This is a genomic window from Desulfofundulus thermobenzoicus, from assembly GCF_009428905.1.
In the GTDB taxonomy this organism is placed as follows: domain Bacteria; phylum Bacillota; class Desulfotomaculia; order Desulfotomaculales; family Desulfovirgulaceae; genus Desulfofundulus_A; species Desulfofundulus_A thermobenzoicus.
This window is the reverse complement of the sequence record NZ_WHYR01000037.1, coordinates 1-22,231: the sequence shown is the minus strand read 5'-3', so window position 1 is coordinate 22,231 and position 22,231 is coordinate 1. Positions and strand designations below refer to the sequence as shown.

22 protein-coding genes and 1 riboswitch are annotated in these 22,231 nt (G+C 54.7%); of the genes, 1 reads left to right on the top strand and 21 read right to left on the bottom strand.

The features are described 5' to 3' along the window. Positions 1-141 precede the first annotated feature (141 nt). Positions 142-434: riboswitch (cobalamin riboswitch) on the bottom strand. The 5 genes from GFC01_RS12700 to GFC01_RS12680 form a co-directional block, all read right to left on the bottom strand. Next, positions 435-1,175 carry an ATP-binding protein gene (locus GFC01_RS12700; RefSeq protein ID WP_341473960.1) on the bottom strand — a complete coding sequence of 247 codons (741 nt, stop codon included), beginning with the start codon at positions 1,173-1,175 and terminating at the stop codon, positions 435-437. Positions 1,176-1,195: 20 nt separating this feature from the next. Beyond that, a complete protein-coding gene (locus tag GFC01_RS12695; RefSeq protein ID WP_152947487.1) occupies positions 1,196-1,996 on the bottom strand; it encodes a DnaD domain protein in 801 nt (266 codons plus the stop codon). Between the two features lie 70 nt (positions 1,997-2,066). Further along, positions 2,067-2,951 (bottom strand): histidinol-phosphatase, encoded by an 885-nt coding sequence (locus GFC01_RS12690; protein WP_243137559.1) that lies wholly within the window; start codon positions 2,949-2,951, stop codon positions 2,067-2,069. Beyond that, positions 2,952-3,485, bottom strand: coding sequence for a cysteine hydrolase family protein (locus GFC01_RS12685; RefSeq protein ID WP_152947486.1), 534 nt, complete (start codon positions 3,483-3,485; stop codon positions 2,952-2,954). It abuts the gene before it with no gap. Positions 3,486-3,720: 235 nt separating this feature from the next. Continuing rightward, positions 3,721-4,035 (bottom strand): heavy metal-binding domain-containing protein, encoded by a 315-nt coding sequence (locus tag GFC01_RS12680; RefSeq protein ID WP_152947485.1) that lies wholly within the window; start codon positions 4,033-4,035, stop codon positions 3,721-3,723. 331 nt (positions 4,036-4,366) lie between these two features. On the opposite strand from GFC01_RS12680, the gene gap reads away from it, so the two are divergent. Then, on the top strand, positions 4,367-5,374 hold the full coding sequence (gene gap / locus GFC01_RS12675; protein WP_152947484.1) for a type I glyceraldehyde-3-phosphate dehydrogenase: 1,008 nt from the start codon (positions 4,367-4,369) through the stop codon (positions 5,372-5,374). Positions 5,375-5,464: 90 nt separating this feature from the next. Here the strand turns inward: gap and GFC01_RS12670 are convergent, their stop codons facing one another. The 16 genes from GFC01_RS12670 to GFC01_RS19415 all read right to left on the bottom strand — a co-directional run. Continuing rightward, the gene (locus tag GFC01_RS12670; protein ID WP_341473959.1) at positions 5,465-6,388 is read right to left on the bottom strand and encodes a methylenetetrahydrofolate reductase; all 924 of its coding nucleotides are present in this window, start codon (positions 6,386-6,388) and stop codon (positions 5,465-5,467) included. Further along, positions 6,385-7,056, bottom strand: a complete 672-nt coding sequence (locus GFC01_RS12665) for a methylenetetrahydrofolate reductase C-terminal domain-containing protein (RefSeq protein WP_152947483.1) — start codon at positions 7,054-7,056, stop codon at positions 6,385-6,387. Before GFC01_RS12665 ends, GFC01_RS12670 begins: the two co-directional genes overlap by 4 nt. Then, on the bottom strand, positions 7,053-7,502 hold the full coding sequence (locus GFC01_RS12660; protein WP_341473958.1) for a hydrogenase iron-sulfur subunit: 450 nt from the start codon (positions 7,500-7,502) through the stop codon (positions 7,053-7,055). The genes GFC01_RS12665 and GFC01_RS12660 overlap by 4 nt, the downstream gene beginning before the upstream one ends. A 15-nt stretch (positions 7,503-7,517) precedes the next feature. Continuing rightward, positions 7,518-10,514, bottom strand: coding sequence for a CoB--CoM heterodisulfide reductase iron-sulfur subunit A family protein (locus tag GFC01_RS12655; RefSeq protein WP_152947482.1), 2,997 nt, complete (start codon positions 10,512-10,514; stop codon positions 7,518-7,520). Positions 10,515-10,838: 324 nt separating this feature from the next. Beyond that, complete coding sequence (locus GFC01_RS12650) at positions 10,839-11,678, bottom strand: FAD/NAD(P)-binding protein (RefSeq protein WP_152947504.1); 840 nt, start codon at positions 11,676-11,678, stop codon at positions 10,839-10,841. Continuing rightward, the gene (locus GFC01_RS12645) at positions 11,678-12,709 is read right to left on the bottom strand and encodes a 4Fe-4S dicluster domain-containing protein (protein ID WP_341473957.1); all 1,032 of its coding nucleotides are present in this window, start codon (positions 12,707-12,709) and stop codon (positions 11,678-11,680) included. The genes GFC01_RS12650 and GFC01_RS12645 overlap by 1 nt, the downstream gene beginning before the upstream one ends. A 12-nt stretch (positions 12,710-12,721) precedes the next feature. Further along, complete coding sequence (locus tag GFC01_RS12640) at positions 12,722-13,669, bottom strand: 4Fe-4S dicluster domain-containing protein (protein WP_341473956.1); 948 nt, start codon at positions 13,667-13,669, stop codon at positions 12,722-12,724. An 18-nt stretch (positions 13,670-13,687) separates the two neighbouring features. After that, a complete protein-coding gene (locus tag GFC01_RS12635; protein WP_152947480.1) occupies positions 13,688-14,143 on the bottom strand; it encodes a hydrogenase iron-sulfur subunit in 456 nt (151 codons plus the stop codon). 43 nt (positions 14,144-14,186) lie between these two features. Further along, the gene (locus GFC01_RS12630) at positions 14,187-15,077 is read right to left on the bottom strand and encodes a CoB--CoM heterodisulfide reductase iron-sulfur subunit B family protein (RefSeq protein ID WP_152947479.1); all 891 of its coding nucleotides are present in this window, start codon (positions 15,075-15,077) and stop codon (positions 14,187-14,189) included. Positions 15,078-15,080: 3 nt separating this feature from the next. Next, positions 15,081-15,653: a 4Fe-4S dicluster domain-containing protein gene (locus GFC01_RS12625; RefSeq protein ID WP_341473955.1), complete on the bottom strand. Its 573-nt coding sequence runs from the start codon at positions 15,651-15,653 to the stop codon at positions 15,081-15,083. Positions 15,654-15,671: 18 nt separating this feature from the next. Then, positions 15,672-17,684, bottom strand: coding sequence for a 4Fe-4S binding protein (locus tag GFC01_RS12620; protein ID WP_341473954.1), 2,013 nt, complete (start codon positions 17,682-17,684; stop codon positions 15,672-15,674). A gap of 237 nt (positions 17,685-17,921) precedes the next feature. Further along, complete coding sequence (locus GFC01_RS12615) at positions 17,922-18,716, bottom strand: methyltetrahydrofolate cobalamin methyltransferase (protein WP_152947477.1); 795 nt, start codon at positions 18,714-18,716, stop codon at positions 17,922-17,924. A gap of 33 nt (positions 18,717-18,749) precedes the next feature. Beyond that, positions 18,750-19,700 (bottom strand): acetyl-CoA decarbonylase/synthase complex subunit delta, encoded by a 951-nt coding sequence (locus GFC01_RS12610; protein ID WP_152947476.1) that lies wholly within the window; start codon positions 19,698-19,700, stop codon positions 18,750-18,752. A 38-nt stretch (positions 19,701-19,738) separates the two neighbouring features. Then, positions 19,739-20,497, bottom strand: a complete 759-nt coding sequence (locus GFC01_RS12605; protein WP_152947475.1) for an ATP-binding protein — start codon at positions 20,495-20,497, stop codon at positions 19,739-19,741. A 147-nt stretch (positions 20,498-20,644) separates the two neighbouring features. Further along, positions 20,645-21,982, bottom strand: coding sequence for an acetyl-CoA decarbonylase/synthase complex subunit gamma (acsC, locus tag GFC01_RS12600; RefSeq protein ID WP_152947474.1), 1,338 nt, complete (start codon positions 21,980-21,982; stop codon positions 20,645-20,647). A 115-nt stretch (positions 21,983-22,097) separates the two neighbouring features. Next, positions 22,098-22,231, bottom strand: a 134-nt coding sequence (locus GFC01_RS19415) for a hypothetical protein (protein ID WP_243137560.1), incomplete at its 5' end; no start/stop codon positions are given.

Genomic DNA, 22,231 nt, shown 5'->3' with positions numbered 1-22,231 from the left:
AATTTACAATTACCCAGGTCACACCAGCCTGCAAGCCGGGGGCCATATATTTACGAAAAAAACGCCCCTGGTGCGTCAATAGGGGCGTTTTTTGACGCCTGGCCCTATCTTTCGCACGAAGATAGAAAGCCTTCCACCGGTATCCGGCCTGCGGGGCAGGCAGGTCTCCTGGCTCCCGGATCTTCGGAATCCCGCACCTTCCCAGCCCGGCACTCCCGGTGGCACCGGTTAAATCATGAGTCGCGTTTTCATTGCTTATCAGGTATACCGTCCGGTGTAACAGCTCACCAGTGAGTGCTGGGGCCAGTGGCCCTGCGGGTTCCTCCCCGTATACAGTGGCGGGACCGCGCCGGTTGGGGGCACCGGGCTTTTTCAGTGCTCCCTCCGGACTTCCCTATTATCCCTCTTATGGGACCTGTCCCGGTTATGTAGTTTTATTTTTCCTGTAGCCTTTCTTTGCGCCGGACCATCCGAATATCGTCAACCACGGCTAAATGGCAGGGCCAGCACATCTGGCAAATGCGAGAAGTGGTTCTTTCCCCCAGATATTCGTCCAGTTTCTCCAGACTGAGGTTGGTGGTAATAATCACCGGCAGGCGGTAATTAAGCCGGTAATTCAGAATGGAATAAAGCCTGTTTTTCGTCCATTCTGTATAATTATGGGCGCCCAGGTCGTCCAGGATCAACAGGGACACCTCCCGGGCCGCATCCATAAGATCCTTTTCCGTATAGCCCGCCGGCTGGCGGTCCTGGTTATAGGTGGCCCGTAGCTGGTCCAGCAGGTCGGGAACCACCATAAATAGCAGGGGAACTTCCTCCTGAAGCAGGGCGTTGGCCATGCAGGCAGCCAGAAATGTTTTGCCGCTTCCCACCGGACCGCTGATCAAAAGGCCGTCTATATGTGGGTCCTGGACAAACTGCCGGACGAAGTTTTCCGCTGCCCGGAAAGCACGACGGGCCAGGTCATAATAGGTGGTTTTATGTACCGGATCGACCAGTTGTTTGGAATAAAAACGAAAATCAAACCGCTCAAAGGTACACTCCCTTAACCCGTCGGGTAAACCGGCATTTTTAAACCGGTTAAACAATGCCCTTTGCCGGTTGCAGGAACAGGGTACGGCCACCTGGTTACTGATGATTACCCCCCGGTCCTGGCATAGTTTGCAGGGCTTCACAGGTCAGGCATCCTTTCTGATTAACTAAGATAAAGGGTTTTCAAAAGCGCCTTCCGGCGTTGATCTGTTTCCGGTTCGCCGTTCGCCCCGGAGTGTTTGCCCTTTCGTCGTTTTTTAAACTGTTCATCGTAGGCGCTGACTTCCTCCAGGGTGCGCAGGTTATTCTTTTTCCATTCCAGAAGAATGCTATCGATATATTTAAAATTATGTTTGCCCATCAACACCGCCCGGCGCAGTGCTTCCAGTACCAGGGTGGTATCCACCTGACCGGTCCAGTGGCGTATCTGTTCCGCTTCTATGGGGGATATGGGCCGCCCAAATTCCTGTTCAAAAGCCTTCACCACTAAAGCAAAGTCAAAATCGTTCCGGGTTATATCCGGTGCCCTTTTTTCAAGCAAGCTGCGGGTGCGCTCAATTTCCTTTACCCTTTGGCAGGCCCAGATCTCTGAAAGTTTCTCAAAAAGCGGTTCAAAATCATAGCCGTTGATTACCTGATCCGCCGTTTCATCGTAATACTGGGTGATATCCAGCAGTTCCTTTTCCAAAAGACGGGAAAGGTTTTGCTCTACCTGCCTCGCTTCCTGGGAAGTACATTGGGATAGGGTGGTAACAGATGGCAAAAGGTTCCTTTCTTCATTGCGCAGGCGTAGCAACTGGATAATGAGCATCATTTCCTCATCGGTCAATTCCATTTGACGGTAAAAACGAAGTAAAAGATTGGGGATGGCGGTACTGCCGTGTAACAACAGGTCGGCGCCAAAGGCTGCGGTAATGTTTCCTTCCCGGTATCTTTTTACCGTTCTGCCGGTGATGACGGTCATGTGATATTCCTCCCTGCGGTCTTGTGAATATTTTATGGCAGGGGAAGGAATTTGTCCAGGTCTATTCTAATCAGCCTGCCGCAGACATTCTGTTTTGCCCGCGGACAAGGGAAGGTTTCCGGGCGCTAAAGGTATATACAGGCAGATCCAGATCTTTTAGCAGGGCCATGGCCTGGTCGATATATGCACCCAGCTGGTCCGGGCGGTGGGCATCGGAACCGACGGTAAATATACGTACCCCCAGTTCCCGGGCCGTCAAAAGGATGTTCCGGGCGGGATGAAATTCCGGCAATCCCTGGCGCAGGCTGGAGGTATTTATTTCCAGGCCCATATTGCGCCTGGCCATTTCGGTAAAAACCGGTTCCACCCGCCCCCGGTGGGCGTTTTTCAAAGCAGTTCCCAAAAAGCGGTCCCCATGACGGCGGTAAAGATCCAGATGGGCGATGCAGTCAAAAAGTCCCGTTTGCACCGCTTCCAGCATGATTTGAAAATATTCCTGGCACACCTCTTCTACAGTGCGGTTGGGAAAATAAAGCCGGCTTTCTTCGCGGGAAGAAATGGCCTGATGCTCCAGGCAATGGATGGAACCCAGAATAAAGTCAAAGGGAAAACTGGTGATCACCCGGGCAATGGCCTCTTCGCATCCCCGCTCATATCCCACTTCCAGTCCGGCCTTAATGATCAGCCCCTGTCTACCCATTTGCCTTCTGGCTTCGTCTATTTCCCGGAAATAATGGTCCAGCCAGCGGGTATCCTCCATGGGGTGGAGTTCTCCCTTCACCCGGACGAACCAGTCCCGGTGACGGCGCACCGGATCCACCTCCAGGTGGGTGGTAAAACAAATTTCCTTTAAACCCATGGATACGGCCCGCCGGCTGTAATCCATGATGCTGTAATTTTCGGCATCTATGGAATAGTTGGGGTGGACATGATAGTCCATATAATATGCGTTCATTTAAGCCATCTCTGCCCCCAGTACAGTTTCCATTTGCCGCAATGCCCAGCGATGGGCTTCCGGATCAAAGCTGGTTACACCCCTGGTGTGGACTATGGTACGGTAATCCCGGTTGCGCAGTTCTTCCACAGTATAGAGAACGCAGATATTGGTGCACACCCCCACCACATGTACCGTCTCCGGCTCCAGGTCCTCCAGGATTTTTTTCAGGCCGGTGCGGAAAAATCCGCTGAAACGGGTTTTGGGCACTTTTATGGCAAAGGGGTATTCGGCCACCAGTTCCGCCAGTTCATCGATCAGCTGCGCCCCCGGAGAACCGTAGACGCAATGAACCGGAAACCGGTTGAATTCCAGATCTTCCGGGTCGTGAGCATCCATGATGAAAATTACCGGCTCATCTTTGGCCATAAATTCCCGCACCTTCTCCACCACGAAGGGTACGATTTCCTTCGCCTTTTCTCCGCAGTAGAGGGCGCCGTCGGGTTCGATGAAATCTTTGAGCATGTCTATTACCAGCAAAACATTGCGGGGCATAAAACCACTCCTTTTTCCGTGACTGTTTGCCGGGAGGGGCTTATCTTTTACTAATATTTTAGCACAACTGGCAGTTGCACACACGTATTTTTTTTACCAGCTCCATCCTGAAGACGAACGCCACCCCTAACGTTTTCAGGCAAGGTGACCGGTGATTAGTTGAGACTGTTTTCGATAGCTCAAATGGTCCGTAATCGGTTGATAAATATTGTCTCCGGGTTTGACGGATTTTCCCTCATTCAACCTGTACAGCCGTCCCGCTGGCAGTGACCATGAGCATCCCTTCCCGGACCACTTCGTAGTCCAGGTCAATGCCCACCACCGCGTTGGCTCCCAGATGCCGGGCCTGGGCTGTCATTTCCTCCAGGGCGATCTGCCTGGCCTGGGCCAGTTTGGTTTCGTAGGCACCCGAGCGTCCGCCCACAATGTCGGTGATGGTGGCAAAGAGGTCCCGCACCAGGTTGGCTCCCATGATTGCTTCGCCGGTGACAATACCCAGGTAAGATAAAATTTTTTTCCCTTCAATACTTTGAGTGGTGGTTAAAATCATGAAGCAAACCCCCTTAAAAGTGTATATTATTAAAAACGCAATTATATTTCACATAAATCAATATTCGCTTTTTGTTATGCTTTATCCTCCTTTGCGGATAAACAAAAGGAGTAAAATATTACTTTTAATTATCTGGTAAGATAGTGTTTTAATATTTCTGATTTTGGTTTAACCCTTGCACCTGGCGGGCATATTATGTTATTATCTTCTGGTAGTGATATTTGTTAAAACCTGCTATTTCAGCCAGGAGCATTTCCCAGGGGCTCCCGTATGGGGATGAGGATGGAAGGGGAAAATACGAGGGAAAAGGATTCATTAAAGGAGTGATAAAATGGCCGTTAAAGTGGGTATTAACGGTTTTGGACGCATCGGACGCAATTTTTACCGGGCAGCTCTCAACCATCCCGAATTAGAAGTGGTGGCGGTGAACGACCTGACCGACGCAAAAACGCTGGCCCATTTGCTAAGATACGACTCCGTCCACGGCCCCTTTGCCGGGGAGGTGGTGGCGGTAGATGATGGCTTTATGGTGGAGGGCAAAAAAGTAAGGGTCCTGGCTGAAAAGGATCCGGCCCGGCTGCCCTGGGCAGAACTGGGAGTGGAGATTGTGGTGGAGTCCACCGGCCGTTTTACAGCCCGGGAAGACGCGGCCAAACACCTGACGGCCGGAGCTAAAAAGGTGCTGATCAGCGCACCGGCGAAAAATGAAGATATCACCATAGTCATGGGAGTGAACCAGGACAAATACAACCCCGCGGAACATCATGTAATTTCCTGCGCTTCCTGTACCACCAACTGCCTGGCCCCCTTTGCCAAGGTGTTGCACAACCGGTTTGGCATTGTCCGGGGATTGATGACCACCGTCCATTCCTATACCAACGACCAGCAGATCCTGGATTTGCCCCATAAGGACCTGCGTCGCGCCCGGGCCGCCGCCCTGTCCATCATTCCCACCACCACCGGCGCGGCCAAGGCGGTGGCCCTGGTGTTACCCGAGTTGAAGGGTAAATTAAACGGCATGGCCATGCGCGTGCCCACTCCCAATGTATCGGTGGTGGATCTGGTGGCCGAACTGGCCAGGCCCACCAGTAAGGAAGAAATTAACGCCGTATTAAAGGAAGCTGCTCGGGGGGAATTAAAGGGTATCCTGGACTTTTGTGAAGTGCCCCTGGTTTCCCGGGACTTCAACGGCAATCCCCATTCATCCATTATAGATGGTCTGTCCACCATGGTCATTGACGGTATCCTGGCCAAGGTGGTATCCTGGTATGACAATGAGTGGGGTTATTCCAACCGGGTGGTGGATACCGCCCTGTATGTGGCCCGGCAGGGGTTGTAGGCCCTGTAACACCTCGCCTGGATTCAGCGAAAAGCATCCCCGGCTTCTTTAAAAGACTTACCCCCGCTCGCAAGAGCGGGGGTAAGCGGTTTACTCTACTTTCGGACGGGGATAAAGGCCGGAACGTTCCACAATTTCGGGCACCACTTCTTCCCAGGCGATGGCCATGATGTGCACGCCGTGGATGCCGGGAATATTGCGTATGTGCTTGATCTGCTCGATACAGATCTCCACCCCTTCTTTCTTGGGGTCTTCAGCCTTTTTCAGCCGTTCCACGATTTCATCGGGAACAATCATCCCCGAAACACTGGTCTGCAGGTATTTGGCCGCCCGCCAGCTTTTCAGCGGGGTCACGCCGGCCAGAATATGCACCCTTTCGTGTATGCCCCTCTCCCGGACCATTTCCATAAAGCGCTCGAATCGTTCCATATCGTAAATACACTGGGTTTGGATGAATTCCGCCCCCGCCTCTACCTTTTTCTCCAACCGGTCCACCCGGTATTCAAAGGGGTCGGCGAATGGGTTGGCCACCGCGCCGATGAAAAAGCGGGGCTCATGGTCCTTGATGGGTTCGCCGGAGAAGAAGAGCTTTTCATCGCGCATGCGGCGCATCAGATAAATTAAATGAATGGAGTCAATATCATAGACGTTTTTGGCCGTGGGCTCACTGCCGAACTTCTGGTGGTCACCGGAAAGGCACAGCAGGTTACGCATGCCCAGGCTGTAGGCGCCCAGCAGATCACTCTGGATGGCGATGCGGTTCCTGTCCCGGCAGGTCATCTGGACAATGGGCTCAATGCCGCAGTCCAGGATGTGTACGGCCGAGGCAATGCTGGACAACCGGACCACCGCCGTCTGGCAGTCGGTGATATTGGTGGCGTCCACGTAATCCTTTAACATGTGGGCATGATGACGAATGCCTTCAGCGGAGGCATGCTTGGGCGGGCCGATTTCGGCCGTGACCACGAATTCGCCTCTTTCCAGCAGTTTTTCCAGTTTGCTTTCGGTTTTCACTCTATGATCACATCCTCCCTGATGGCCTTGCGGGGCCCGCCATGCCGGGCCCTGGACCAGTCCTTTGGCGGCTGTATTTCCATTAACTTATCCAGTTTGCCCAGGGCCTTCATGCGGTCATAGATTAACTGCCAGGCGCAGTCCACGTCTTTACTGACTTCGCATTTGCCGTACTGGGAACCGCCGCAGGGGCCGTTTAAGATGCTCTTGGAGCACCGGATGATGGGACAGATGCCACCGGTACGGTGCAGGACGCAATCTCCGCACAGGCCGCAGCGCTCTTCCCAGACGCCGTGCTGGACGGAACCACCGATGAAGCTGGTGTTCAGTGCCGGCACCACCCATTTATCCGGATAACGTTCGGCAATATACTGCACTCCCACACCGCAGGCCAGGGAGACAACCGCATCCACGTCGGCCACCAGGTTATCCAGGGTGGCAATATATTCAGGGTCACACTGGCGGGTGGGTACGGCCGTAACCGTTTCCAGGGGGTTGCCCTCCAGCCGGCGCATGATACGCAGGCTGGAGGCCAGGATTTCCGTTTCCTTTTCCCCGCCGGACAGACATACGGTGACGCAGCCGGCGCAACCGGCCAGAAGCACCTTTTTACAGCCGGCAATCATTCCGGCAATCTCTTTAATGGGTTTTTGCTGGGCTATGATCATGCGCAGTCACCTTCTTTCTCCATTGCCTCTCCATTATTTTTTCTGAGAGGGCTGGGCCCCAACTGGCGGATGCGTTCGGTCATTTCGTTGGCAATTTCCGCGAAACGACCACCCATGGCCGCCGAAAGGTTATACATTTCCAGCCGCTCCCCTCCCAGACCAATTTCATCCAGCAGTTTTTTCACTGCCTTGACCCGTTTTTTGGCCCGGTAGTTGCCCTTCTGGAAGTGGCAGTCCCCTTCCATGCAACCGGCCACAAATACCCCGTCGGCACCGTCTTCAAAGGCCTGCAGGAGCACCCGGTGATCAATGGTGCCCGAGCAGGGCATCTCCACTATTCTAATGTTGGGAGAATACTGCAGTCGCATCGAACCTGCCAGGTCCGCTGCCGAGTAGGCTCAGTAATGGCAGCAAAAGGCAATGATTTTTGGCTCAAAATCTCCCACGTCAGCTACACCTCCCTAGAATAAAGCATCGGCCTTGGCCATTTGCATTTTGTCCTTGTAACCCTGCAGGGTGATGGCCTTGTTGGGACATTCACCGGCACAGGTGCCGCAACCCTGGCAGAGGAGGGGTTCAATTTCCGCGGCGTAGTTTCTGATGCGCGGTGCGTTATAAGCGCAAAGCCGCACACAGGTCAGGCAGGCCGCACACTTGTCCTGCTGCACCACGGCCACCACCCCGTGGGATTCCAGGCTGTCCTTGGCCAGGATGGTGCCTGCCCGGCCTGCCGCCGCCCGGGCCTGGGCGATATTTTCTTCCAGATTTTTGGGCCCATGGGCTACACCGGCCAGGAAAATGCCCTCGGAAGCGAAGTCCACCGGCCGTAACTTCATGTGCGCCTCCAGGAAGAAACCGTCCTCATTCAATGGCACCTTGAAGAACTGGCTTAACTGGCGGTTGCTTTCCGGGGCCACGATGGCCGCCGCCAGGCCGATCAGGTCGGCGTCGATGATCACCGGTACGCCCAGCACGTGATCGGTGACGGTGACCTTGAGAGCATCGCCCTCTTTTTCCACCAGCGGCTTGTTCTCCACATTATAACGGATGAAAATGATCCCCTTACGCCGGGCTTCCTGGTAGTAGTCTTCCAGGAAACCGTAGGTGCGGATATCCCGGTAGAGCACAAATACATTGGCCTGCGGGTTCCTTTCCTTGAATTTTAAAGCCAGTTTAATCGACTTGGTGCAGCATATCCGGCTGCAATAGGGCCGTTCCGGTTCCCGGGAACCCACGCACTGAATGAACACAACGGTCTTTGCCCCGGCCACGCGGGGATCATCCGAGGCCATTGCTTCTTCCAGTTCCAAAAGGCTGAATACCCGGTCGCTTTCTCCGTAAAGATATTCTGTGGGCCGGTATTCTTCGGCGCCGGTGGCGATAATGGCCACACCGTGCTGTATTTCCCGGCCGTCGGAGAGGGTGGTCACAAAGTTGCCCACATAACCGGCCACAGCTTTTACTTCGGTTCCCCTGTAGACCTGGATTTGGGGATGGGCTTCCACCCGGGCTGTCAGGTCCTGCAGGAAGGCGGGAACATCTTCCCCCTTCATGCCTTCCTTGATCCGCCTGGCCGTACCGCCCAGCTGGTCGCTCTTTTCCACCAGGTGTACTTTATAACCCTGTTCGGCCAGGGAAAGGGCGCTGGTCATACCCGAGGGGCCGCCGCCAATGATCAGACCTGACTTGGTAACTCCGGCGGTTACCTGTGGGATGGGCTCCAGCAGGGCAGCCTTGGCCACGGCCATTTTCACCAGGTCTTTGGCCTTTTCCGTAGCCTTTTCCGGCTCATGCATGTGCACCCAGGAACACTGGTCCCGGATATTGGCCATTTCAAACAGCGCCCGGTTTAACCCCGCTTCCCGTGTGGTTTCCTGGAAGAGGGGCTTGTGGGTACGGGGGCTGCAGGAAGCCACCACAACCCGGTTCAGGTTGTTTTCTTCAATTATCTGGCGCATGGTGGCCTGGCTGTCCTGGGAGCAGACATACAGGTATTCACCGGCATAGACCACGTTGGGCAGCCCTTTGGCCATTTCCACCACTGCCGGCACATCCACCACACTGCCTATGTTTACCCCGCAGTGGCAGACAAAGACACCAATACGCGGTGGTTCCCCGCTGACATCTTTTTCCGGCGGGAACTCCTTCTCCTGCACCATGGTGCCCCGGGCTTCCGCCAGGAGACCGGCCGAGGCGCCGGCGGCGGCACTGGCCTGCATGACCGTTTCGGGGATATCCTTGGGACCGGAAAAGGCGCCGGCCACGAAAATACCCGGTTTGCTGGTACCCACTCCGGTGAGAGCGGCCGAATCGGCGAAGCCGTATTTATTCAATTCCAGGCCCAGTTTTCCGGCCAGTTCCACGGCGCTCCCGGAGGGCTCCATGCCCACGGAGAGCACCACCAGGTCGAACTCCTCCACGCAGATGGAACCATCTTCCCGGGCATAACGGATGCGTAAATTTTTATTCTCATCATCAATTTCTTCGATATTATATACCCTGGAGCGGACGAACCGGACGCCCTGTTCGTCTTTGGCCCGGTTGTAATATTTTTCGAACCCCTTGCCATAGGTGCGCATGTCCATGTAGAAAATGGTCGTTTCCAGGGGTTCCTTGCTGTGTTCTTTGGCAATGACCGCTTCTTTGATGGCGTACATGCAGCATACCGATGAGCAATATCCGTGTTCAATACGGCAGTTTCTGGAACCAACGCACTGGATCCAGGCGATGCGCCGGGGTTCCCTGTTGTCGGAGGGTCTCACCAGGTGGCCCTGGAAGGGACCGGAGGCGCTTAAGATCCGCTCAAATTCCAGACTGGTTAAAACGTTGGGAAATCTGCCATAGCCGTAATAGGCCAGTTCCGACGGGTCAAATCTTTCAAAGCCCGGGCACAGAACAATGGCCCCCACTTTCAGCTCTATGGTTTCCTCTTCCATGGAGTGGTCGATGGCCCCGGCCTGGCAGGCTTCTTCACAGGAGCCGCACTCAATGCAGTTTTCCTTGTCAATGACATAGGCATTGGGGAAAGCCTGGGCATAGGGCTTGAAAATGGCTTTGCGTTCCCCAATCCCCTGATTGAATTCCGAGGGAACGTCGATGGGGCAGGCCTCGGCGCAGTCGCCGCAGCCCTTACATTTGTTTATGTCTACATAACGGGGGCGTTGCCGTATGGTTACGGTAAAATTGCCCGGCTCTCCTTCCACATTCTCCACATCGGCCAGTGTGTAGGTCTTAATATTTAAGTGACGTCCACATTCTACCAGTTTGGGGGATAGAATACACATGGAGCAGTCGTTGGTGGGAAAGGTTTTGTCCAGCATGGGCATGGTGCCGCCGATGGCTGGAGAACCTTCCACCAGGTAAACGTAATAACCGGATTCGGCCAGGTCCAATGAAGCCTGGATGCCGGCAATGCCTGCTCCTACCACCAGTACCGCCCCAGTTTTTTCAGTGCTCATCAGGCATCACATCCGTCCTTTCAAGAAAAGTGACAGTTCCATATCCTGCCACCCGGTATCACTGAAAAATTGCCGGCGGGCAGGTCCTTGCTTATGCCAGAATACCCGGCTCGGTCATCTGGCAAAATCATATTTTTGGGGCTTTTCTGCCAGTTCGTCCCGGAAGGCGGGTTCCAGTGCCGAAACGGCGATGGTATTCATGGAATAAAACTTCCTTCCCCCATGGGGCATCCTTTACCGGCCCGGGTAACCCGGTACGCAACAACCCCTTTTGTTCACGCCGGAATGGTAATCACCGGCGTGAACAGGGGCTGTCCTTGAGGGTTAATATTCGTTGGGTAACTGGTTAAGTTCCGCCCGGGTGAAGACAGGGCCGTCTTTACAGACATATTTGTTCCCCACGTTGCAGCGGCCGCACATGCCGATGCCGCATTTCATGCGGTTTTCCAAAGACATGATAATCCGTTCCGGCGAAAAGCCCAGTTCTTCCAGCACCGGCATGGTAAATTTAATCATCACCGGCGGTCCGCAGATCACCGCGTAGGCATTTTCCGCGCTGGGAGCCACCTCTTTGGTTACCGCCGGTACAAAGCCCACCCGGCCGTTCCAGCCCTCCACCGGCTGGTCTATGGTGGTAACCAGATTAATGTCCGGGCGCTTTTCCCACTGGGACAGTTCATCTTTGTAGAGCAAAAGGCCGGGGTTACGGGCGCCGTAGATTACCGTCAGATTGCCGTAATCCCCCCGGTGGTCCGGGTGCAGGATATAGGTGGTCAGTGCCCGCAGGGTGGTGAAGGCAAATCCACCACCGATAATCACCAGGTTTTTGCCCTTGAAGTCATCCAGGGGGAAACTGTTGCCCAATGGTCCCCGCACGCCCACGATAGTACCTTCGGCGAGCTGGTGAAGGGCCGAGGTTACCACCCCCACTTTAGCCACCGAAAATTTCAGGTGTCCCGGCTCCGTGGGTGATGAAGCGATGCCGAAGGGGGCTTCTCCCACACCGAACACCGCTACCTCGGCAAACTGGCCGGGAGTGTATTGGAACGACTTCTCATCCGCTTCATTTAAGAATTCCAGGGTAAAAGTGTGAATCAGCTGATCATCGGTTTCGATGAAATTTTTTACCAGCTTCATTGGCAGCGGTAGATAAGGATTTTTCATCATTTATCCGACCTCGCTTCCGCACCCTGGATTTCCGTCAATACTTCCCTAATGTCCAGATTAACAGGGCAGTTTATAATGCACCTACCGCAGCCCACGCAGGCGATGGCGTTGAAATTATCCATGAAGTATTTGAATTTATGCATGACCCGTTGGCGGAACCGTTCCTTACCCGTGGGGCGCGGGTTATGACCGGACCCGTGCAGGGTAAAGAGGGGAAACATGCAGGCGTCCCAATGGCGTACCCGGCAGCCGTCCTTTCCCTCCACTTCGTCCACGATGTCAAAGCAGTGACAGGTGGGGCAACTGTAAGTGCAGGCAGCGCACCCCAGACACTTCTCATGGATCTGGTCCCAGATGGGGTCATAGAAGTTCACATCCAGCCTGGACTTTAAGCCTGTCAGATCAAGCTGGGTAGAGAGGGTGGCCCCTTCTTTCACCATTCGGGCTGCTTCCTGTGCTTCCCGGGTAGCGGTGGGCAACTCCATTCCGGAAAGCAGCTCCTGGCCCCGCTCAGTCAGCACCTCCACCACGTACTGGTTACCCGTATCCACCAGTAAAAGATCCAGGCCGCCGGTGGAAAAGGGACCCCCGCCCAGGGAAGTGCAAAAACAGGTGGTTGCCGGTTCGTTGCACCCCAGGCCTACCAGCAGGGTATTATTTCTCCTGGTCAGGTAGTAAGGGTCCTGGTATTTATCGTTGCTAAAGGCCTTGTCCAGCAGGAGAAGGCTTTGGGCATCGCAGGGCCTTAAGCCCACAATAACTTTTTTGCTTTCATCGATTTGTTCAGTTAATTGTACGCCATTCTTTTCACAATGATAGCAAAACAGATTTTCCGAACGCGGGAAAAGAACCTCTTTTGGAGGGGTCTTGGAGTTACGGTACTCCAGGGTTGCCTGGTCACCGGAGTCGATTTGTTTGAAGCTGAAATAGTCGGCTTCCTTGACCGGGGCAAATACCTGGTAATCCTGCATTAGTTTGTTTAACCAGCTGGTTACCTGGTCTTTATTTAAAACCAACACCGCTTTCACTTCCCTCCCTGACTAAGAATGATTGAGGGTCGATGAGCCCACTGGCGCAGCCAGCGGGGCCTTTTCCTCCAGGCTCATTCCGGCGGTATAACCGAAAATATCCTCTACATCCTGCACCATTTTGTGGGTTAAGTGGCGCAAATCAATACCCATGGGGCAGGCCCGGTCACAGGCGCCGCAGTCCACACAGCGTCCGGCCAGGTGCAGTGCCCGTACGGCCTGAAAGAAGAGGTTGTCCTGCGCATTCAGGGACGACTTGCTCAGCCACCGGGGCAGGGTGCAATCGGCAAAACATTCTTCACAGAAGCACATGGGGCAGGCCTGTCGGCAGGCATAACAGCGAATGCAACGGGATAATTCCTGGTTGAGATAGGCCCGCTTTTCCTCCGGTGTCTTTGCTTCATAATCCGCCGTATCGCCGGCGTTCTCGTCTTCCCCTGCCACCACCGGCTCACCCAGCATTATATCAAACAATACCGGGTTGGGGTGCCGGCAGGTTTTACATGATTCGTGAAGCAGTTGTGCACAGGGAACGGTTTCGCTGAAGCCCTTTCCCCTTAATTCCACCTGACCGTCTTTGACTTCTGCCTCCAGCAATTCCCTTCCGGCCAGCAGGCGGGCTACTTTTTGCCGGTCAATCATACCCTGGCAGGGTACCCCAATAATCACCAGTTTTTCGCGGTTAATCTGGTTTTCTTTAATCAATTCCACTATGGAGCGGCTGTCGCAACCCTTGGCCACCACGGCCAGCTTTTCCGGCCTTAAGCGCAGGTAGTTGGCCAGGTTGTTTTCGCAACCGTATCCCCAGACCAGCCTTTGTACATCCTCCGGCCGGCGGACAAAGCATGGGGTGTTGCGCAAAGGAAGACTCCCGGCAGCAAAACCCACCACCAGCTCCACTTCTTTATCTTGCAAAAGCCTACTGGCTGTTTCCTGGATGGCCTTAGTTAATTCTTGCACTTTTATCAACACCCCGCTCTACCCGATCATGGGAACCGTATGTTTTTTGGTTGTCGGTTCGTTGCACCCCAGGGGGTTTGGACCCAATTCCCTCAATTGATTGGTGAAATCGGTTATGGTCTCGGCAAATTTGGCTCCTTCCGATGCAGAAACCCAGGTCAACCGGAATCGCTGGGGCTCGATTCCCAGTGTATCTAAAAGCCGCTGGGTGACTTTGGCGCGCCGTTCAGCGTTATAATTGCCACTAACATAGTGGCAGTCTCCGGGATGTCACCCACCCACCAGTACGCCGTCAGAACCGGCAAAGAGTGCTTTTAGTATAAACATGGGATTAACCCTTCCCGAACAGGGCACCCTGATGATTTTTACATTGGGGGGATACTGGAACCGCAGGGACCCGGCCAGGTCGGCCCCGGCATAACTGCACCAGTTACAAAGAAAGGCTGTGATTTTTGGTTCAAATTTGGCCTGCATTACAGGTTTTCACTCCTTTCACACCTTAAGGAAAGGCTGTTGATCATCCTGCCAGAATCCTGTTGACTACGGGCTCCACATTGGTTTTGGCCAGACCGGCAACCTTTTCCGGATCGGCCCCCAGGCACAGGGCCAGGACCTGCATGTAGTGAAGGACGGGAATCTCGAAGTTAATTTTCTTGCCGCTACGCAGGTGTTCCTGGGCCGTATCAAACTGGATCAAGCAGGAACTGCAGCCGGTGACAATCAGGTCGGGATTGACCTCTTCTTTCATAGAAACAAGCTTTTTCTGAACAAGCTTAAAGGCTTTTTCCATGTCGGTGCTGCGCATGGCCCCCATACCGCAGCAGTCGATCAAGCGGGTATAATGACCCACCGTAGCACCCAGGGCCTCACACATTTCTTTCAACACCCTGGGATGGAAGGGGTCTTCTTCTTTGTCGTAATAAACCTTGCTGGGCCAGAGGGTATGGCAACCGGGCTGCAGGGCCACGGTCAGGCCGTCCAGTTTATGTTTGAGCGCCTCCTTGATCCGGTCGGGCCCCAGCTCATGATAAAGATAATAGAAGGCGAGCCTGACCTGGCTGGTCCCTTTGTATTCCCTGCCGATTTTCTTCAGCATCTCGTTGACACTGGCCTTTATTATGGGGTCGTTATCCATTTTGTATTTCGCTTCGGCCAGGCTGCCGTAACAGCTGCCGCATACGGTGACTATGTCCAGGCCCTTATCCTCGGCAATGGTATGGTTTCTGGCTGATACGGCGCACCAGCCCACCACGTCCACGGAGGGCATCGTCCCCCAGCTGGGGCAACAGGACTGTCCTTCCAGGTTGTCCAGTTCAACCCCCAGTGCCGGAAAAGCATACCGTACCGCCTGTTCCAGATCAGGCCTGTTGAACGCCGTGTTGCAGCCCACAAAAAAACCTACCTTCATTGGCTACACCTCGCAAGTATCTGTTACGTCTGACTCGTCCATGGGGATGATTCCCAGGTCGGCCAGGGCCGTTTGCCGTATAATTGCCTGCAGTTCTTTCAAAGCTTTCGGGTTGGCCACAGTGGAGTACGGCTTTTCCGGTAGACCAACTTTGGCCCGCGTGTTGCCGGCCCCGGCCAGATAAACGGCATGGCCGGTGTCGTAAAGGGACTTGAGGCCTTCAATGGAAAGGGTGGGCAGGGCGAACTCCCTTATGGCCACCCGCCGCATGGCCTGGATGATTTCGAAGGGGTTAACCTCCCGGGGACATACTTCGGTGCAGCGATTACAGGATTGGCAGGCCCAGATGGATGAATCGTCCAGCAGCGGGTCGCGCAATCCCAGAAGAATGGCGTGGATGACCCGCTTGTTAAAAAAAGAAAAACCAGCCAGCACCATGGGACAGGCAGCGGCGCATTTGGCACACTGGATGCACTCCAGCAGTTCCTCGCCGCCCAGTTCTTTTATCTCGTCAACTAAACCGGGGTCGCCTTCAGAAAGATTGACAACACCCGTTACCGCTTCAATGTCAGACACGCCTATCACCCCCGAACTTTAGCAGGCTAGAGCTTTAATCTGAGCATGGATCTGTGCATTGGTAAATCCGTGCAGTGTAATAACCCCTGACGGACAGGCCGCCGCGCATGCGCCGCAGCCGGCACACAGGGCCTCGTCAATTTTGGACCGTAACCTTCCTCCCCTATCCTCCACCAGCTTGATGGCCGAGTACGGGCACAGCTGCACGCAGGTGCCGCAGCCGGAGCACTTCCTCTGGTTTACTTCAGAAGTTAACGGGTCTACCACTACCTTGCCGAAGGTGAGAGGTACTGCCGCCGCTGAAGAAGCAGCCCGGGCCTGGGATACCGATTCGGGAATGTCCTTGGGTCCCTGGGCACACCCGGCGATGTATATGCCTTTCACCGGTGTTTCCACCGGATAGAGCTTGGTGTGCATCTCTTTCAAGAACCCTTCGCTGCCACAGGTGATACCCAGCTTCCGGCCAAGTTCTTCCAGACCCGGGGCGGGCTCGATGGCCGTGGCCAGAACCACCATATCGGCCTCCAGTTCCACAGGGGCGCCCAGGTCGACATCATAGGCCCGCACCCTCAGCCGGTCACCCGGCAACTCGTCCACCGCACCCACACGGCCGCGCAGCATCTTGATGCCCAGATCCCGGCAGTAGTTGTAGTATTCTTCGAAGTCCTTACCAGCGGTGCGCACATCAATAAAGAAGATATAAATTTTGGTATCCGGATATTTCTCTTTGATCAACCGGGCTTCCTTGAGCATGTACATGCAGCATACTTTGGAACAATAGGTATGGTATCTTTTATCCCGGCTGCCCACACAGGAGATGAAGGCAATGGTTTTGGGCTTTTCTCCGTCCGAGGGGCGGTGAAAATGACCTTCCGTGGGACCGGTGGCCGATAAAATGCGCTCCAGTTGCATGGCTGTAATCACGTTGGGCGACTGGGGCGAATACTCTTTGAACGGAGCTTTGTCCATCACCTTGTAACCGGCCGCCACAATAATGGTGCCCACGTTTAGTTCCACGATTTCCCCTTCCGGGTTATATTCCCTTGAACGGTCACAGGCACCGGTTTTGCACGCTTTCTCACAGGGGGCGAGAATGGGCTCGCCTGTCTTGGAGTGGACCCGCGGCCGGGTACCGATGGTGCGCTTGGCGCAGCTAAGGCAATGCTCCATATCCACCACCGCCCGTTTGGGTACCGCCTGGGGAAACTCGATATAAATGGCCTTACGGTTATTCATGCCTTCGTTGAAGTCATTGGGTACTTTGGCCGGGCAGGCATTCACGCAATCGCCACACCCGGTGCATTTATCCCAGTCGATGTACGTTTGTTTCTTTCTGACCTTCACTTTGAAGTTGCCGATGGAGCCCTCAACCGATTCCACTTCGGAATAGGTCAGCAGTTCAATATTGGGATGGGTGCCCACCTGTACCATGATGGGGGTCAGGATACAGGCCGAACAGTCGTTGGTGGGGAAAGTTTTATCCAGCTTGGCCATATTGCCCCCAACGGACGGGTTTTTTTCCACCAGGTAAACCTTATAACCCATATTGGCCAGATCCAGCGCGGCAAACATACCGGAAACGCCACCGCCAATTACCAGTGACGCCGGTGTAACCTCCACAAACCTGTCCTCCAGTGGCTCCAGGTAAGCGGCCTTGGCCACGGCACTGGCAATCAATTTCTTTGCTTTTTCGGTGGCGCCCTCCTTGTCGTGCCAGTGGGGCCAGCTATCCTGGTCACGAATGTTGGCCATTTCCAGGAGATATTTGTTCAGGCCTCCGTCTTCCACTGCCTTGCGGAAGATGGGTTCGTGGGTGCGCGGAGTGCAGGCCGCCACCACCACCCGGTCAATCAGGCCATTCCTGATGTCCTGCTTGATTAACTCCTGGCCTGGATCCGAACACATGAAAAGATAGTTCCGGGCCAGCGCCACCCCTGGAAGCTTTTCGGCGTATGCTCTGACCTCTTCGACATTTACAGCGCCGGCGATATTCTCGCCACAATGGCAAATGTAGACGCCAATCCTCGGCACTTTATCCCCTCCCGGAAGAGAACAAAATAAAAACAGGTTACAACTGTTGTTTTACGGTACGATCCATACATGCGGCGCAGGTATTGGGATGAACCGGCCGTATTTTAGTGTTCATTTCAATATAATTCTCCCAATGGCCGGATAAATCCTGCCATTGGCCCTAAAAATATTTTTTCGACAAACCGGGGGGAAAACGGCTTTCCCCCAGCCGCTTTCCCCCTCGAAGGCGGGTATATTTTACCGCTGTCTGAATGTCTTTAAGAAAGAGTCGCAGTAAATATCCTTATTCAGGAGAATGTTGGCGGCAGCCACGGCATCCAGCAACTCCTGATCTTCCAAATCGGCAATGGCGGAATCCAGGCCTACGGCCATGGACATGATCAGAAAGGTCCGGTTGATCAGGTGGCGGTTGGTGCAGCGCTGGGAAGCGTTGCTCAGGCCCATGGTGGTCCGTGGTGCCGGATCGGCCAGCATTTTAATCTGGCGCAGGGCCTCCAGCACTTCCAGTCCGTGATCCTGGGCCACATTGCAGGGCAGCATCAGGGGGTCGATATACAGGTCTTCCATGGGAATGCCGTGGGCGTCGGCGTTGACCACCAGTTCCATGGCCAGGGCCGCCCGGTCGGCGGCGCTTTTGGGCACGCCCTTTTCATTCATGGCCAGACCGATGATTGCCGCATTATATTTTTTGGCCATGGGGAAGTATATGTCCATTTTCCACTGGTCGGCACTGGTGGAGTTAATCATGGCTTTGCCTTTATGCACCGCCAGACCGGCTTCAATGGCTTCCGGGTTGGTGGAGTCGATGCAGCAGGGCAGGGGTACCGTTTCCTGGGCTATTTTAACCAGCCATTCCATTACGGCCGGTTGGTCCTTGGGTTCTACGGTGGGGCCGGTATTGATGTCCAGATAAGCGGCGCAGTTTTCATACTGGCGCCTGGCCCAGTACCGGATGGGTTCCGGGTCCTTGTTCAGGATTGCTTCCCGGATATCCTTGAACATGCCGTTGATCCGCTCGCCAATAAGGATCATTTTTCTTGCGCCTCCTTCTATATTTATTGTTTTTTAATAGGTGACCGGCCGCATCATTTTTTCAATGTGTGCCCGGAATTGCTTCAATGATTCCGGGTGACGCAGGACGAACAGGGAACCCCCCGCCTGGGCGAAGGCGGCGGCACTGACCACTTCCCACAGGATGGCCCGGCGCTCCTGGTTGCCCCATTCGGGCGCTTCTTCGGTGGTGTTTTTGGCTTCCTTGGTTTTCCATACTTCCTGTCCTAAAATGCAGATTACCGGCATGGCCAGCATCTTGTCGCCGGTCAGGGCGCCAATGCGGGTGCGTTCCATAATGGAGTAGGCATATTCAATACCATAACCCAGGGCGCCTACGGAGGGGTCGATGACTATCCGGTCGGCCGCCAGGTTCATTTCCATAATCAGGATGTTTAATTGCTTTTCCAGGTTGATGTCCAGAGGAGTGGAGGCAATGATATTATGACCATGGACCATGCAGGCGGCAGTAATGGTTTTATAGTTTTCCGCTGTGGCCAGGCCCAGCAGGAGGTTTCTTCCGGAGAGGGCCTCGGCTACCTTTTCCAGTACCTGGGCATCTTTTTCCTCTACCCCGCAGCCGAGAACGATCAGGGGTACGTTCACTGCATCGGCCACCGCTTTGGCCACCCGGGCGCATTCTTCGGGGCTGGTGTCTTTGTTGTCCGGGTGGGCGCTGACCAGGGTCAGGCAAACCATATCAGCGCCGTATTCCACGCACTTTTTGGCCCAGGCCACCGGGTCGTTAAGTACACCGGCATAGGCCCTGGTAAGCATTTCCGGCCATTCGGTGGGTTCCATATCCCAAACTTCCAGGGCCACCTTGGGGTAGTTGTTCATTTCCCCTTCGAAATGCAGGAAGGGCAGGGTGCTCTCGCCTCCGATTTTTACGGCGTTGGGTTCGGTGCCGAGAACCACTTCCGCCACCTTGCTGGTCCATCTTTCTTTGGCTATGGTAACGGCCATGATTGACGCTCCTTTCTGTTGGTAGATAAAACGGTATCTCACAGTATATGGGCCCGGCGCAGGATTTCCGTCACAGCACTTATCACCGGGGAATCGTCGGGTAGCTCCACCAGCGGTTTACCGCGCAGGTCATATTCAAACACCTGCTGGTCGTTGGGGATGGTGCCGATAAGCTCCAGACCGGTGCGCTGAATCTCATCCTGCAGCGCGGCGATAGAATCATTGTTCACCCTGGTTACCACCAGGTATAATTTTTTAATCTCCAGGGCCAGGGATTCCACCAGTTCCTTTACCCGGCCGGCTGAACGGATACCCCGGGCGCTGGCGTCACTGCTGACAAACAGGACATCCACATTCTGGGTGGTGCGCCGGCTCAAGTGCTCCAGACCCGCCTCATTATCCATAACCACGTAAGGATAATTCTGGCTCAACTCCTGCATAAAACCCCGCACCAGATTATTGACATAACAGTAGCACCCCGGTCCCTCCGGGCCGCCCATGACCAGCAGGTCCACATCGTCTCCTTCGGCCAGGGACTGGTGTACCCTGAAGGCCACGTACTGGTCCTTGGTCATTCCGGCCGGCAATGGTTCCAGGTTGTTGTTCACCCGGGCCATCAGTTCGGCGATGGTGTCCTCCACTTCGATACCCAGGGCTTCGTTCAGGTTGGCGTTGGCATCGGCGTCTACGGCCAGGACGGGGCCCTTTCCGCTCCGGATCAGTTGTCTGATAATCAGTGCTGCCAGCGTGGTTTTACCCGTTCCCCCCTTGCCGGCAATGGCAATGGTAAAGGCCATCAATACCACTTCCTTTCTGCATTTGTTAATATATCTTTTCCTGTATCCGGTCAGGGAATTTCCCGGGCAGGCCCCACGCCAACGAGCTTCAGGGCAGTTCGATGTTCTTTACAGGTATATCCGCCGCAATGGGAGCCGGGAAATTCCTTACGCGTTCCAGCGCTGCTTTAAGAAAGAGGGGATGCCTGCCGATTCCCGCGGCCCCACCATAACCTCCCAGCCTGACAGTTCCTGCAGTTTACCGCTCAACACGGCCACGCCGCCGGGGATAATTACCTTGCGGTGGGACACCTTGTCGGCGATACCGCTGTTTTGCAGCATTTCGGTGATCTTTTCGGGCGTAAATTTCCCGGCCGCCCAACCGGTGAGCACGGAGATGCCGTCGGTGTCCACGGGCAGGATGTATCCGGGCACCCGGCTGGCTTCCACGTCCCCGGCCACACAGAAGTAGGTCAGGGAGAAGTTGGTGGTGATGTAGACCGGTGCATCGGGTCCGGGATTGCCGATTTCGTATATCTTGGATTCCACGGCAATGGGTTTTTGCGGGTCGGTGTAAATGTTCAGGCGCAGGGTGATCAGCGGCAGGATGTCCGCCGGGTCTGCCGTATCCAGCACTACAATACCGGCATATTTGGCAATGTAAACGCTGGCGTCCACCACGGCCTGCACGGGATCTTCGTTGGTGACAAAGGTAATGGTCGGATAACCGAAGGGACGGAAACGTTTTAAAGCCTGGCGGCGGATCTGGGTCTGGTCGGCCAGCACCCTGTTTGCTTCCCGGGCGCCCGAATCCAGGATTAATTGCTTGTACCCCAGGGCCATTACTTTTTCCGACACTGCGGCCAGATCATTGAGGTCCGCTCCCTTCACCACCAGCGGAGCGTCATATTTTTTGGCCAGGGCGGTCATGGCTTCATAGTTGGTTGCATTGGCGCCGCAGATGAGGGGTTTCTTTGCGCCGGCGATTTCCAGCGCCTTTTCCATGGCCCCGGCATCTTCGGAGATCAATACCAGCGGGTATCCGGTATTTTCCACGGCTATCTTGACGGCAGCGGCAAATTTGTCCGCCTCTCCGGAACAGTTGCAAACGGCCACCAGGTTTACCTGGTGAATCTGGCCGACCCGGTCGAAAACCAGTTTATTGATCTGGGCAATCTTGGCGGCAATATCTTCCGCGTTCTGGGTATCACAAACGGAGATGGCAATGCCCGTGGGATGTTCAAAGCGCTTGTCATGACGGAAGAGAACGGTTTCATTGCCCAGCACCACTTCCTTTTCCCCGGTGCCGATTTTCACCAGGGCCACCGGTGGAGCAGAAGCAGCGCCCAGGGCTTCCTTGGCTGCGTCACTGACATGGGGGCACTGGTCCAATCCGGCCTTGCCGGCGGCCATGGCCATGGCAAAAGCCAGGCAGGTGGGATGACCACAATCTTTGCAGTTGGTTTTGGGAAGTTGCTTGAAAATCTCCAAACCTGTTAAACCCATTCTCCTTTTCTCCTTTCTCAGGTCATAATTAGACATATCCAGAGGACACCTGGTACACAGGTGTCCTCTGAATTATGCTCATCGGTTCGTTCCGCAATTCAGGTGGGCCAACAAGTTAGAGCAACGGCGGCATGGTCAGGGCCGGGTGACCCTTCTCCTCCAGGAAGGGCAGGATTTCCTCGCCGGTGACACCCACCGTTTCGTCGGCGATCTTATCCACAAAGTCCCTGCCCAGACCGGCTTCTTCCG

Excerpts from the sequence above, each read along its gene's own strand:
- GFC01_RS12695 (WP_152947487.1), bottom strand. The coding sequence starts at position 1,996 with ATGACCGTCATCACCGGCAGAACGGTAAAAAGATACCGGGAAGGAAAC.
- GFC01_RS12655 (WP_152947482.1), bottom strand. The coding sequence starts at position 10,514 with ATGAGCACTGAAAAAACTGGGGCGGTACTGGTGGTAGGAGCAGGCATT.
- GFC01_RS12680 (WP_152947485.1), bottom strand. The coding sequence starts at position 4,035 with ATGATTTTAACCACCACTCAAAGTATTGAAGGGAAAAAAATTTTATCT.
- GFC01_RS12650 (WP_152947504.1), bottom strand. The coding sequence starts at position 11,678 with ATGAAAAATCCTTATCTACCGCTGCCAATGAAGCTGGTAAAAAATTTC.
- acsC (WP_152947474.1), bottom strand. The coding sequence starts at position 21,982 with ATGGGTTTAACAGGTTTGGAGATTTTCAAGCAACTTCCCAAAACCAAC.
- GFC01_RS12685 (WP_152947486.1), bottom strand. The coding sequence starts at position 3,485 with ATGCCCCGCAATGTTTTGCTGGTAATAGACATGCTCAAAGATTTCATC.
- GFC01_RS12605 (WP_152947475.1), bottom strand. The coding sequence starts at position 20,497 with ATGGCCTTTACCATTGCCATTGCCGGCAAGGGGGGAACGGGTAAAACC.
- gap (WP_152947484.1), top strand. The coding sequence starts at position 4,367 with ATGGCCGTTAAAGTGGGTATTAACGGTTTTGGACGCATCGGACGCAAT.
- GFC01_RS12690 (WP_243137559.1), bottom strand. The coding sequence starts at position 2,951 with ATGAACGCATATTATATGGACTATCATGTCCACCCCAACTATTCCATA.
- GFC01_RS12630 (WP_152947479.1), bottom strand. The coding sequence starts at position 15,077 with ATGAAGGTAGGTTTTTTTGTGGGCTGCAACACGGCGTTCAACAGGCCT.
- GFC01_RS12665 (WP_152947483.1), bottom strand. The coding sequence starts at position 7,056 with ATGATCATAGCCCAGCAAAAACCCATTAAAGAGATTGCCGGAATGATT.
- GFC01_RS12610 (WP_152947476.1), bottom strand. The coding sequence starts at position 19,700 with ATGGCCGTTACCATAGCCAAAGAAAGATGGACCAGCAAGGTGGCGGAA.
- GFC01_RS12615 (WP_152947477.1), bottom strand. The coding sequence starts at position 18,716 with ATGATCCTTATTGGCGAGCGGATCAACGGCATGTTCAAGGATATCCGG.